General features: G+C 54.4%; 9 protein-coding genes. 7 read left to right on the forward strand and 2 right to left on the reverse strand.

Going from position 1 to position 13,855, the window contains the following annotated elements; all coding sequences use genetic code 11:
- Window positions 1-214 precede the first annotated feature (214 nt).
- Window positions 215-658, reverse strand: a complete 444-nt coding sequence (locus tag DFP98_RS18165; protein WP_116062020.1) for an Lrp/AsnC family transcriptional regulator — start codon at window positions 656-658, stop codon at window positions 215-217.
- Window positions 659-838: 180 nt separating this feature from the next.
- Between DFP98_RS18165 and DFP98_RS18170 the strand changes: the two genes are divergently transcribed.
- The gene (locus DFP98_RS18170) at window positions 839-2,005 is read left to right on the forward strand and encodes a serine hydrolase domain-containing protein (protein ID WP_220377131.1); all 1,167 of its coding nucleotides are present in this window, start codon (window positions 839-841) and stop codon (window positions 2,003-2,005) included.
- Window positions 2,006-2,234: 229 nt separating this feature from the next.
- Here the strand turns inward: DFP98_RS18170 and DFP98_RS18175 are convergent, their stop codons facing one another.
- Complete coding sequence (locus DFP98_RS18175) at window positions 2,235-3,062, reverse strand: AraC family transcriptional regulator (protein WP_181917768.1); 828 nt, start codon at window positions 3,060-3,062, stop codon at window positions 2,235-2,237.
- Window positions 3,063-3,210: 148 nt separating this feature from the next.
- On the opposite strand from DFP98_RS18175, the gene DFP98_RS18180 reads away from it, so the two are divergent.
- From DFP98_RS18180 to DFP98_RS18205, 6 genes are all read left to right on the forward strand, one after another.
- Window positions 3,211-3,990, forward strand: a complete 780-nt coding sequence (locus DFP98_RS18180) for a sugar phosphate isomerase/epimerase family protein (protein ID WP_181917769.1) — start codon at window positions 3,211-3,213, stop codon at window positions 3,988-3,990.
- A 24-nt stretch (window positions 3,991-4,014) separates the two neighbouring features.
- Window positions 4,015-5,067 carry a Gfo/Idh/MocA family oxidoreductase gene (locus DFP98_RS18185; protein WP_116062024.1) on the forward strand — a complete coding sequence of 351 codons (1,053 nt, stop codon included), beginning with the start codon at window positions 4,015-4,017 and terminating at the stop codon, window positions 5,065-5,067.
- Between the two features lie 28 nt (window positions 5,068-5,095).
- The gene (locus tag DFP98_RS18190; RefSeq protein ID WP_246016584.1) at window positions 5,096-5,992 is read left to right on the forward strand and encodes a carbohydrate ABC transporter permease; all 897 of its coding nucleotides are present in this window, start codon (window positions 5,096-5,098) and stop codon (window positions 5,990-5,992) included.
- Entirely contained in the window at window positions 5,989-6,819 is an 831-nt protein-coding gene (locus tag DFP98_RS18195; RefSeq protein ID WP_220377132.1) for a carbohydrate ABC transporter permease, read from the forward strand. The genes DFP98_RS18190 and DFP98_RS18195 overlap by 4 nt, the downstream gene beginning before the upstream one ends.
- Before the next feature lie 116 nt (window positions 6,820-6,935).
- Complete coding sequence (locus DFP98_RS18200) at window positions 6,936-8,288, forward strand: ABC transporter substrate-binding protein (RefSeq protein ID WP_116062026.1); 1,353 nt, start codon at window positions 6,936-6,938, stop codon at window positions 8,286-8,288.
- Window positions 8,289-8,404: 116 nt separating this feature from the next.
- The gene (locus tag DFP98_RS18205; RefSeq protein ID WP_116062027.1) at window positions 8,405-13,687 is read left to right on the forward strand and encodes a discoidin domain-containing protein; all 5,283 of its coding nucleotides are present in this window, start codon (window positions 8,405-8,407) and stop codon (window positions 13,685-13,687) included.
- Window positions 13,688-13,855 lie beyond the last annotated feature (168 nt).

Below are 13,855 nucleotides of genomic sequence, written 5' to 3' on the forward strand. Positions count from 1 at the left end.
TTAACCGGCCCCATCCAGGTTGAAATCGTCTTTTGCTGGTGCGGCAACGGCGGTTTCAACTTCCCGTTATCGTTCAATCCACAATTGCCTCTGTAATTCCTGACAATCAAATAGTGTGCCAAACGGAATAAAGGTTGGGATATTTTCAAAAAAATTTGGACGTCCTACCGGATCACTCCTACATGTACTATTACAAACATCGAGAATTTACATCTTATGCGAGCAAATTCGTTTCTCCAATGAGATTTTTATAAGCGATCGGTGAAGACATTACAATCAGGGTTGTATAGGTTCCGTATTGATCGCACCGGTTTTCGAACTCTTCCAGCTCCTGGGTTGTTTCCATGAGGACCTTCAATAAATAATTATGCTCTCCGCTTATCCGATAACATTCCGTGACCTCCGGTGAAGAACGGCAAAAATCAAGGAATGGGTAGCAGTTCCGCGTCCGAACAAGCATATAGGCAGTGCATTGCTTACCCAATTTTTGCGATGAAATGACGGTTCGGTATTCCTCAATCGTACCATTTTCCTCCAGGCGTTTTACACGTTCTGTTACGGCTGGCTGAGACAGTCCCACACGCTTTCCTAAATCTGTCATTGATAATCTCGCCTGGTTCTGCAAATGGAGCAAGATGTTTTTATCGATTTCGTCCAAGAGAATCGACCGCCTTTATTTTAAATGTTATTTATTCTAAATACCTTAGTATTCATCGTGAATCTCTTCATATAACTTGTTTGCTTTATGTAATGCGGTAGAAATTATTAATATAATAATCACACTTGCTATAAATAATCAAGTAAATTACAGCAGGTGAGGATAGAGAGGATGAGAAGCGTGAGGAAAAATGATCTGGAATTGCTGCATAAAAGCGTCAATGAGGTAATTGACCGCACACTTGAGGAAAAAAGGATCGTGGGTACCGTCGTCCAAATTGCTTTAGGCGGAGACCTCGTTTACAGCAGACCTGCTGGTTGGGCCGACCGCGAGCAGAAACGGCCGATGCAGGAAAATACATTGTTTAGATATGCTTCGGTCACCAAGCCGGTCGTGTCCACGGCAGCCTTAGTATTAATTTCGCAAGGGAGATTGCAGTTAAACGATCTGGTGGAAAAATGGTTGCCCGCCTTTCGTCCCAAGCTGCAAAACGGACAGTATGCCATCATGACCGTTCACCAGCTGATGACGCATACCGCAGGCTTAACCTACCGTTTCTTCCAGGAAAAAAAGGGAACTTATGAGCTTGCGGGGGTATCGGACGGCATGGATTTGGCGGGAATTACACTTGAAGAGAATCTGCAAAGACTCGCTTCTGTACCGCTTTTATATGAGCCGGGGAAAATGTGGAGGTATTCCATAGCAACAGACGTGCTGGGAGCAGTCATCGAGAAGGTTACTGGAATGCCGCTTAGTGAAGCTGTACGGATGCTTGTCACTCATCCGCTTTCCATGATGGACACGGATTTCAAGCCCGTGGACATGGACAGATTGACCGCAGCTTACGCAGACAGCGCTGAAGAGCCCAGGCGCTTGCACGATTTTGATACCGTTCCTTTCATCGAGGGGACGGCAGGATTTCTTCTTTCACCCAACAGGTTTACCGATATGACAGCTTACCCTTCCGGGGGAGCCGGCATGATTGGCAGTGCAGGAGACTTTCTTAAACTGCTGGAAGCTTTGCGGCAGGGAGGAAATCCGATTCTGCCGGAGGCTCTTGTCAGGGAAATGACAACCAATCAAATTGGTAACCTTGAGATGCCCTATTGGCCGGGGAGGGGATTTGGACTTGGTTTCACGCTGCTTAAAGACCCGGCGGACGCCCATACACCGGAATCGCCGGGAACGTGGCGGATGGGCGGCACCTATGGTCACTCCTGGTTTGTCGATCCGAGTGAGGAGCTTAGTGTTGTAGCGTTCACCAACACGGCTCTTGAAGGTATGTCAGGCAGGTTTACAACGGAGCTGTGCGAATCTGTCTACAAGGGTATTCGAGGAGTTAAGTAATGAGTAAGAATGCTATTTTGAACAAATGCAGATCCTGAATGGAAATCGGATTACTAACAAAGTTAATTGGAAAATAGATGGCGTCACATAAAATTTAAATGAGCCCATACCCGTAATTTGGAAGCTTCTTATTTCCAATTTTACGTGGGAATGGGCTATTTATGTTCAATGCAAGGCAGTGTAAGATACTGTCGTTTATAAGTGCACTGGAGTCGGCCAGTCCGGTCTTCTACATTCCGATGCGATATTGGCGCGGAGATAGGCCGACAAGCCTTTTAAATGTGTTCTTGAAATGCGTCTCGCTTTGGTATCCTACGAGCTCCGCGATCCGATACACCGGCAGGTCGCTGGTCAGCAAATGGTGCTTGGCCACCTCCATCCTGTACGCAACAAGGTACTGAATAGGGCTCACCCCTTCAGCCTGACTGAACAGTCTGCATGTATAGCCCGGGCTCAAAAAAGATACTTTGGATAGTTCCTCTAGCGACAGCTTCTCCGTATAGTGGCTGTGGATGTATTGCTTGACCATGGTGACCATTTGGTCGCCGTTCTTGGCCGGATAAGCGGCGAACCCGGAGTACACGATCCTTGCCAATTCGACAAGTACAATCGCCATATAATGGCCGACAGTAATCTTGGAGGGGGCATAAGAATCGTCCATCAGTCGTACGATCATACTCATCAACGCATATAGCTCCTCGTAGCGATCGCCAAGCGCGATCGCTGAACTGGCCGGGCGTGCTATGAAAGTACTTGGTGGCAGGCCCGATAACTGGAATCCGGAAAACGTCAGCGACAGCGCTTTAAACGGCTTGTCGGCATCGGACTGTTCTTCGTGCCATACGCCAGAATCGTATACCAACAGCGTACCCGGACCGCCTTCATAGTTACGCCCGTCGATCTGGAACGTGCCTCCGCCGTTGCAGATGAGAAGCATTTGTGCCAGATCGGGGTGGTTATGCAGCGGATAGGCGAAGGGTTCGCCCGGAGGTAGATCGTACAGCGTCGCTGCATGCACGACAGGTAACAGTGGTTCGATAAACAGGGATTGGGACACCCTCCAGCCTCCATTCATCAAAAAGCAAGAAGCCATATGTTATTGACAGTATACCATCTGTAAAGCGCTTTCGAAATTGCCTATACTTGATTTTAGCCGGCTGCTGCAGACTGATAGAGGTATGAATATGAAGGGAGTTTATAGACGAATGGATCTGGCGGCATCATCGATCTGCTGGCATCGAGACACACGTGCCGGCATGCTGCGTAAAGCAAGTGAAAGCGGGTTCAGGTTTGTGGAAATCCTTACCTTCCCACCCGAATTAAACGTGCTGCACGGCAATCTATGGCTAATGAAGCCTAATGAACTGCGTGCCGAGTTGACGGAATACGGGCTGGAGCCGGCGGCGCTCCACCTTGGCGCAATTCAGACTTCGACCGAGCAGCGTCGACAAAGCCTGACAGACTATGCCAAACGGGCGATCGATTTCGCGGCCGAACTCGGTTGTGCTCTTATCGTTGAAGGAGGGCCTGATCGTGCGACTGAGCCGTTTCAACCTTTTCTGCGCTCGCTGGAGCATCTGGCCCGATTTCTCGAAGGCTATCCGGTGCGCATTGGTCTGGAAAACCATTATAACAATTGGATTCAGTACACGCAGGATTATGAGCATATCTTCGACCGCATCGATTCGCCGAAAATTGGCATCACGCTCGACAGTGGCCATTTCACCAGCGCCGGTGTCGATCCGGCGCTCTTCGCCGGAAAGTTTGCAGATAAAGTCATTCACGTCCATGTGAAGGATCACATCGGTATCCATTCGGTCGCACTGGGAAGCGGTGAGACCAACAACAAAGGCATGGTACGGGCACTTAAACAAGCGGGCTACGATGGTTTTCTGAGCCAAGAGCTGGAGGTGGCGGACGCCGATCAGGCCGATCATTATGCCAGGGAAGGCTTGAAATATTTGCGAATGCTTGCGGACTTATAAGTTGTCGCCGTAATCTCCCCCAACATGGAAAGGAATGACGTAAGAATGAACAAAGCAAAAATCGGCTTCATCGGCTGCGGCACACACGCCACAAACAATCTGTACCCGATGCTCGCTTACACCCGCGCCGAGTTGGTCGCCGTCTGCGACCTCGACGAGCAGTTGGCGCATCGCAACGCAGCGCTGTATGGTGCGAGCAGCGTTTATACCGACGCCGGGCGGATGCTCGATGAGCAGCAGTTGGACGGCGTCATCATCGTCGGCCCTTCGACAGTCCATTACAGCTTGGGCATGCAGGCGCTGACGCGCGGCATAGCGGTGTTCACCGAGAAGCCGCCGGCGCCGAGGCTTGCCCAAGCCGAAGAGATGGTCGCTGTAGCACGAGCCGGCGGTACGTTCTTGATGACAGGATATATGAAACGGCATGGTCTACCCTACAAAAAAGCGCGGCAATTGATTGATTCGGGCTTGTTTGAGCCCGCCGTCGGCCATTTCAAGTACGGCCACTGGGGAAACGACAATTTGAATGAAATGCTGCTAACGATGTCATCGCACATCATCGACCTGGCGATCAGCTTCTTTGGGGAGCCAATTGGCGTCACGTCGACAATATACGAAACGGGGCGAACGATTTCGCTCGCAGCAGTGTTGCATTTCCGGTCCGGCCAATGGGCGCAGCTGACACTCGACTCTTCGCAGCCCCGCATCCAGGAGCGCGTTGAACTGTCGGGCTCGATCGACGGCGACAATGCGTTGATCGTGGTCGACAACGTGCAGCAGATGGAGTTGCACCGCCAAGGTCATCACGGCATCGACCTGTTGAAGCCTGAGTTGTACGAGATTGAGCCGACATTTGATCTCGCCGATATCCAGATGTGGAGGCCTGACTACGGTATTCCGAATATGGGTCAGACGCGCCATTTCGTACAAGGGTTTGCCGGAGAGTTGCGCGAGTTTGTCGATGCGATTATCGAAAGACGCCAGCCGTACCCCGGCACGGACGACGTGTTGAAAGCGATGCGCGTGATCGACGCTATCGCCGCCCGCCCGAACGGATACAGCGATCTGCAGCCGTAGCGACATGCATCGCTCAGGAGGGAAGATTATGGGGAAAGTGGATAAACGGGAAGCTGTCGTCGGCTATTTATTTATTTCACCGTGGATCGTCGGTTTTCTAGTGTTTCTGCTCGGCCCGTTGCTGATTGCGCTGTACGTCGGCATGACCGACTGGGACTTACTGACTCCGGCCGAATGGATTGGCGGCGACAATTACGCTAGGCTACTCCAGGACAAGCTGTTCTGGAAATCACTGCAAGTTACAACCCTTTATGTCGTCACTGCCGTGCCGCTAGGCATTGCCTTCGGCTTCGCCATCGCACTGCTGCTCAACCGGAAGGTCAAAGGGCTGTCGATGTGGCGGACGATCTACTATTTTCCGGCCATCCTGTCCGGCGTCGCCGTATCCCTCATGTGGATGTGGGTGCTCAATCCGGATTTCGGCGTCATCAACCTGCTGCTCTCCTATGTGGGGATCGAAGGCCCAGGCTGGATTGCGAGCCCGACTTGGGCACTGCCTTCGCTTGTAATCATGAGCTTGTGGGGTGCCGGAGGCGGGATGATCATATACTTGGCTGGACTCCAAGGTATTCCAACTGAGCTGTACGAGGCTGCGGAAATCGACGGATGCGGCAGATGGCGCAAGCTGTGGCAAATTACGGTGCCGATGATGACTCCCGTCATTTTCTTCAACCTGATCATGGGGATGATCGGCGCCTTCCAGACATTTACCGAGGCGTATGTGATAACGAAAGGCGGTCCTGACAACGCCACTTTATTCTATGCGATGTACCTGTACCAGAACGCATTCAAGTTCTTCAAGATGGGATATGCCTCGGCGCTCGCTTGGGTACTATTTCTAATCATTCTGCTGGTGACGCTGTTTGTGTTCGCGACGTCTCGCAGATGGGTGTATTACACCGCAGGAGAGGAGAATCGCTTATGAGCAGAATGGCGCGTATCGAGCGAATTCTGACCTACTCAGCGCTGGCGGTCGGTGCCGCAATGGTGCTCATGCCGCTCTGGTGGATGATCGCGACATCGGTCAAGCCTTACGCAGACGTGTTCATTTTCCCGCCAGAGGTAATCCCGCACCGTCTTCGGCTTTCCAACTATACGGACATTTTTCGCATATTGCCGTTTGGCCGATATGTTCTCAACACGCTGCTGATCGCTGTATTTGCAGTCTGCGGCACTGCCTTCACGTCGGCTTTGGTCGGCTACGGCTTCGCCAGACTGAGATTTCCCGGCCGGGGCGCTCTGTTCGTCGTTATGCTGTCGACGCTGATGATTCCTTATCATACTACGCTAGTGCCGCAGTTCATCATGTACAAGGGGCTGGGCTGGATCGACACGTACTTGCCGCTGATTGTACCCGCTTGGTTCGGCACGCCGTTCAGCATCTTTTTGTATCGTCAGTTTTTTCTGAATATTCCGAAGGAGTACAACGATGCGGCGAAGATCGACGGATGCGGCTACTGGAACACGTTCATCCGCATCATCATGCCGATGTCGCTGCCGGTCGTCGGCGTTGTGACCATTTTTGCTTTCAACAGTGCGTGGAACGACTTTCTCGGTCCACTCATCTACATTAACTCCGAACGACTGCGTACGATTCAGCTTGGCATCAACGCGCTGCGCGGACTGCATACGGTAGAATGGCATCTCCTGATGGCGGCGTCCGTCATTGCGCTTGTGCCGACAGTGATGATCTTCTTCTTCTTTCAGCGACGGATGATTCAAGGCGTCGTTGTGTCGGGGATCAAGGGCTGATCGCCGACGGGCGGCCGATTGCGGTACGACGAGGGGAGTGATGCCTATAAGACGCAGACGGTTGTTGCAAACGGATATTGTATGCACGATCACAATAACGAGGGGGTTTGCGCAAAATGAACAAATTACATGGAATATGCCGGTGGCGCAGCGTTATCGGAATCGCCGTCGTTGCGTTGTTATTGTTGACGGTCGCCTGCGGCGGGAATAACGGGAACAATGCTGGCGATCCAAGCGGCAGCGAGAATCAGGCGAAGCCGAAAACGACGATCACGATGACCTACGCAGGCGACGAGAATGCAGCCAAAGTGCTGAAAGCGAGGGTCGACAAGTATCTCGACAAATCGCTTAATATCGACTTGCAGGTGACGCAAATTCCGGGCGGCGAGTATTGGGACAAAGTGACTACGATGTTCGCCGGCGGCAGCCAGCCGGACGTACTGTTTATAAGCGAGCCGCTGAAAAAATTCGCCAGTCAGGACAAGCTGCTCGACCTGACCCCGTATATTGACGCCAGTCCAACATTCAACAAGGACGATTTTTATCCGGCATCACTCGAGTTCTATCAATACGACGGAAAGCAATACGGCGTGCCGCAAGATCTGAACACCGCATTATTCTTCTACAATGAGGACTTGTTCAAGGAAGCCGGACTGAAGACGCCGTGGGAATCGTATGAGGAAGGCAACTGGACGTGGGCCACCTATCTCGACAACGCGCAAAAGCTGACCAAGAAAGACGGCAACCGGACAACCCAGTTCGGCACCAGTTATCCGGGTATCGGGCCTTGGTGGTATAGCGCCTGGGTATTCACAAGCGGCGGCGAGTATTTGAACGCGGACAGTACGAAATCGGTGTTCAACGATCCGAAGGTGATCGACGCGCTGCGGTTTACGAGCGAGCTGGCAAATAAGTACGAAGTCGCGCCGTCGCCTGCGGGCGGCGGCCAGGACGTCACCGGGATGACATTCGCCACCGGGAAAATCGCTATGGAGCAAAACTTTTCCTGGGCAATCGGATCCTACAAGGTGCTCCCGTTTAAATGGAACGTCGCGCCACTGCCTGTTAAGGATAGCTCGATCGATCCACTTACCACTTATATCCACAACTCCGGCTTCTCGATCGCCAAGGACACGAAGCATCCCGATGAGGCATGGGCAGTCATCGAAGCGCTGACAACACCGGACTCTTATGCCGAAGACGCAGCCTCCCGCGGCATTATCCCGCCGCGCCCGAGCGTCGTGGCCCGCGAGGACATTCTAACCGCCGAAGGAATGCCGTCTAACGCAGCAATCATTTCCCAAATGCTGCAAAAGGGGACACTTTACCCGTTCACGGAAACGACCGCCGAGGAGGATCAGGTGTACGGCACAGTCGGCGACCAAATTTTGTTTAAGAAAATTACGCCGGAAGAAGGCGCGAAGAGCATTGCCGAACAGATCGACGCGATTCTGGGCGGCAGCAAGTAGCGCAACGAACATGGGCAAGGCGCAGCGAAAGGCAAGCGACAACCGTATGGGGTAACGCTTGCCTTTTTTTGTGCAAATTGCCGCCGTTCTCATCAACATTCGGGAGGAGAATTTCATTGACCATTCGTATTCGTATCGCCGCTGTTATTGCCGCTATGCTGGCACTTCTACTCGGCGCAACCGGCCAATCTTCGGCGTTTAATCAGAACCTTGATGTAGCGGCTGTGACAGCCTCATCGTCGCAGACTGGCAACGAACCGCAGAAGGCTGCGGATGATGTGTACGACACGTCGCTTAATCAATGGGCCGCCGCTGCCGCCCCCAGCTCTCTGACGCCGCAATGGATAAGGTTCGATCTCGGCGCGGTAAAATTCGTCGGTGCGCTTGATTTGTACCCGGAGCCGGGATACGGTCCGAAGAATTTTGTAATTGAGACGTCCGTGGACGATTCGGACTATACCGTGCAGCGGACGGTTAGCCTGACTGCGGACAAGCACGGTTTTTACGATTGGACGCCTCAAAAGGCCCGATATGTTCGGATTTCAGCGACCGCCGGATTTAACGAAGCCTTCAAACTGCGCGAAGCGATATGGTTCGCGGAGATTTACCCTCACCGGGTCATGGAAATCGGCGCACTCAATCTCTACGACTTCTCACGACTGACCGACGCCGGCTTCGACGCGTTGAAGGCCGCCAACGTGCAAATTACCGGCGTCATTGCATTGGCGGAGAATTCTTCTAAGGTCGAATCGCTGCTGCCAAGCGGCGGCGATCCCGACATGGATGCCAATTACACGTGGACGAACCTGGACGCGATCGTCGACCGCTTTACCAGCCACGGCCTTGATGTCCTGATGGGCCAGTCCAAGTTAAGTCCAACCAAGTGGCCGGCACTGTATCAGCCGCTTGTCGACGAAGACGGCAACACGTGGTCGATCGGACCCAATCCGTTCATCGACCAGGCGCTTGACTACGACAAAAACTTCACTAAAAAAATCGCGGCTCATTTCGATTTGAATCCAAACGTGCGGCTGCAGTCGATCAACGGTCCCGGCTTTTATGGGGGAATGGAAGTATTCACCGGTGCGTTCGGCGCAGGTACGACGCCGAAGATGAGTGTCTACGACAGCAACGCCAAGGCCAAATTCCACGCCTGGCTGCAGACGAAGTACGCGTCGCTGGCGGCGCTCAATACGGCCTGGGGTTCGTCGTACGCCGCCTGGAATGACGTGCAGCCGCCCTATCCGCAGCGTAGCATGAGCGGCGACCTCGATACGCGGCAGAACTGGTCCGACCTTGTGTTCTGGTTGCGCGACTTCATCAGCGATTACGCCCAACAGAATGCCGCCGCGGTCCGTTCGGTGACCGACAAGCCGATCGTGGTCGAGGTTGACGGCGCCTATCTCGGTGCTTCAACGGAGAGCGGCTCGGCGATGGGGTGGATTGCACGGACGATGCAAAATTACAAGCCGATCGTGTTCGCCGCAAGCAGCGCCGAGGAAGTGTACGGCGCTGCACAGGTGGCCGCGACCGCTAGGCTATATGGCTACGACACGGCGATGGACAACGCTTCGTATCAGACGGAGAAAATGTCAGAAGACAGCATTTTTGCGCTACAGGCGAAAGGCATCGGTACTTACAGCCATAGCAATATCGGGATTAGCTTCGAAGGGACAGGATATGACCCTGTGACCGATCTGTGGGACCCGAGCGGCACTTATGTAGGTACGAAGGAATTGACTCAATATGCAGATCGGACAGCCCGGTTGCTGGCTGTCGCACCGCAGCCGGTTCAGGCCGACGTGTTCATCTACAATTCGGTATACTCTGGCAACTATCGCAAAGGATTGAACAACTTTGATTATATGTCGGTGTACGACGCCGATCACGGAATCGGCTGGATGGTTAAGCCGTTCGCCAGTTGGGCGCATTACCTCGATACGCCGGACGTGCTCGACGATTTTACGATCGAAGACGGCGCCCTGGACGGCTACAAGCTAATGGTGGCGCCGAACACGAGCCTGACGCTAACGTCCGACGACGCCGAGACGAAGATCAAGAACTGGGTAGCGGCCGGCAACGCGATTGTCAGTTTCGGCAAGGATGCCTTTAACTACAAGGTCAATCTGGCCGATCGCTCCGTCACAGGAGGCACTGCCGTGACCGATTGGATGATGGGTATCTCCGGCGGCACGGCGGCGACGACAACATCGCAGCGCTATGCGATCGTGGCATCCGGCAAACCGTCCTGGCTGACCTCACTGCGGTCAGGGGAAGGAGCTAATTTCACGGTTTCCGATAGCGGCCAGGCTCAGGCGTTCACCGCTCTAGCGGCTGGGGCGACACCGGTGTTGGTCGATGCCGATGGCAACGTCCTCATGTGCGAGTATACCTACGGCAGCGGACATGTGCTGTTCAGCACAATTCCGGTCAGCGACAGCGAAATGTTCCGCGACTCGTTTATGGGCCGGATTTTGCGCGATTTCGCCGATTATGCCGGCATCGAACGCGAAGTCCAGTATGACGGCGATCGTTTCCATGCTGCCTATATGGGCACGAACAAACTGAACGACGAAAAAGTGATTGCTGTAGCTAACGTCAGCGATATGTCGCATGGACAGACATTCGTGCTGGGCAGCGACTCGTCGCTTGCCGGATTATCGGTCATAGCGGACATTCCCGCGCCGTGGAATACGGTGACGGGCGCCACGCTGCGCGAGTTGTCGCTCAAACTGCCGCAGAAGCAGATGGCGTACACCGCTTCGGCGTCGCAGCCGGTTACGCTCAGCGCCGAGCCCTATGGTACGCTGCCGGCGCACTCGGCAACCGCGGGCATGTTCCGTTACCCCTATACGCCGGTCCGGGCAATCGACGGTTCGCGCAACGATGACGCCGGCTGGCGTGGCGGCAAACCGACGGCTGAGGCACCCCAAACATTGACCGTTGACTTTGGCGGCGTGTTCCCGGTCGCGGGCATGCAGCTTTTTCCGTACACTGACGGTGTTGACAGCCCACTGTTTACGTTCGAGAACGGCCGCTACACTGGCAACTGGAACTCAACCGGGACGGCATTCGGCGCGGCGCCAACAATCGACTCGCACGGCGGCATCGTATCCGGCTGGAGCGGCTCGTTCTGGGCCGATTCGTTCCATGGCGGCGAGATCGCTACCGGCACGTTGCGCAGCCGCAACTTCGTCATCGACAAAGAACTGTTCAGCTTCAAGGCAGTCGGTTGGGACGGACAGTTTGGCGAGAAGAACGAGAACTATTATTTCTTACGGCGAGCGTCTGATAGCGCGATACTGTTCTCGGCCAAACCGCCGCTCAGCGATTCGTTTGCGACGATCAGTTGGGGCGTCGGGCAGCTGATCGGCACCGAGGCATATTTTGAAATCGTCGACGACAACGACGATCCCGGCCATGCCTGGCTCGGCGCCGACGATTTGACGCTAAGCGATTACAAGGAGAACAAGGAGACAGCCGATCTGTCGTTCGAATCCGGCACATTCGCAGGCTGGAACACAACCGGAACGGCTTTTGGTGCAGCGCCTTCGAATTCCGACAATGCCGGCGTCGTCAAGGGCTGGCGCGGTACGTATTGGGGCAATTCACGGACGGCAGGCGAGACGGCAACCGGTACGCTGCGTTCAGCCAACTTTGTTATCGAAGACAATTTGCTTTCTTTTCGCGCCGTCGGCTACGATGGCGAGTTCGGTACCCACAACCAGAACTACATCTACCTGAAGCGGGCGTCGGACGGCGCGATATTGCTGAGCACGAAGCCGCCGCAAAGCGACATGTTCACCGACATCACGTGGGACGTCTCGACGTACAAGGGCGTCACCGCCTACCTCGAGGTTGTCGACAACGACAGCGACGGAGGCTTCGCCTGGCTCGGCATCGACCATGTTGTGCTCGGACGCAACGACAATTTCGAGCGCGGCAACTTTACCGGCTGGACGGTAAGCGGCACGGCGTTCGGGACGAATCCAATCACGACCCGGCTGCACGAAGGCGTATACGGAAATGAAGGCCGCTATTGGGCTGACTCGTCGATTGGCGGCGAAGCGGCCACAGGCAGCCTGCGCAGCGCCGACTTCACAATTCAGAAGCCGGTGCTGGCGTTTCGCGGAGCCGGCTTCGACGGGCAGTTCGGCACCCACAACAAGAACTGGTTTTACCTGAAGCGGGCGTCGGACGGCGCCGTGCTGCTGAGCAGCAAGCCGCCGCAAGGCTCGTTCCGTACTTATTATTGGGACGTATCGGCCTATATCGGCACAAGCGTCTACATCGAAGCTGTCGACGGCAACAGCGATGCCAGCTACGCCTGGCTGGCAATCGACGACGTCTACCAGCTGAATAATTTCGATTTCGAGGACGGCACCTACGGTGGCTGGACGAAGACGGGTACGGCGTTCGGCGGCGGCCCGCTTGTTACCGGGCACGCCGACATGGGCGGCTGGCGCGGGATCTACCATGCCGATTCGTTCGCTGGCGGCGAGACGGCGGTCGGCACGTTGCGCAGCGCAGATTTTATATTGGAGGAAGGCTTCTTTACGTTCCTGAAGGCGGGCTACGACGGCCAATTTGGGACCGCCAACAAGAACTTCTATTACTTGAAGCGGGCATCTGACGGCGCCGTGCTGTTCAGCACCAAGCCGCCGCAGAGCGACCATTTCGTTGCTCATACCTGGGACGTCTCTGCTTATGTCGGAACGAAAGTATACTTCGAGGTGGTCGACGACATCGCCGCCAACGGCTTCGCTTGGCTGGCCGTGGACGATATCAATTGGCGCGGGCTAGGGCCGAAAAGCTTTACAGTACAAACATCCACCGACGCGGTCAACTGGAGCACCGTCTACACAGTGACAAGTCAAGGCAACCAAGCGGCGCAATATACCTGGTCCCCGGTAAACGCCCGTTACGTCCGGGTAAACGTGACTAGCGGATATAACGGCAGCGCATTCATTAAGGAACTGACGTTTAGCCGGCCTATAACCGCTTGGACGATCGCCTCTGCGACCGCTTCTTCGCGATTGACCGGTTTCGAGGCAAGTAAGACGATCGACGGCATATTCGATAACGACTTGAATTATTGGTCGCCAAACGGCAGCTTCCCGCATACGCTAACGCTTGACCTCGGTAGCGCAAAGGATGTGACAGGCGTCGAGCTGTTCTCGCGCAACAACACACTGGCGCAAAAGCTTGGCCCGCAATCATTCGATATTCTTGTATCCTTGAATGGCACAGACTGGATTAACGTCTACAGCGCGCTTAGCGACAGCGAAGCGCTGGCCCGCTACACATTTCCGACTGTCAGCGCCCGATACGTACGGCTGGCGATTACCAGCGGCTGGAATGGCTCTTCGCAGATCAAGGAGGTACGCCTTTATCCGTAATCGAATTTGACAAGGCACGGGTCAGGCTCCGCTTCGCAGCTCGCAATAGCCGGAATCCCGTGGCAGTCGGGGTTTCGGCTTTTCATGTACGTGGGTATCATATTTTACCCGGGTAATATTGACTTTTATTTTTACCCGGGTATAATTAATGCAGGTATTCAGAGGAGG

The organism is Cohnella phaseoli (genome assembly GCF_003386235.1).
In the GTDB taxonomy this organism is placed as follows: Bacteria; Bacillota; Bacilli; order Paenibacillales; family Paenibacillaceae; genus Cohnella; species Cohnella phaseoli.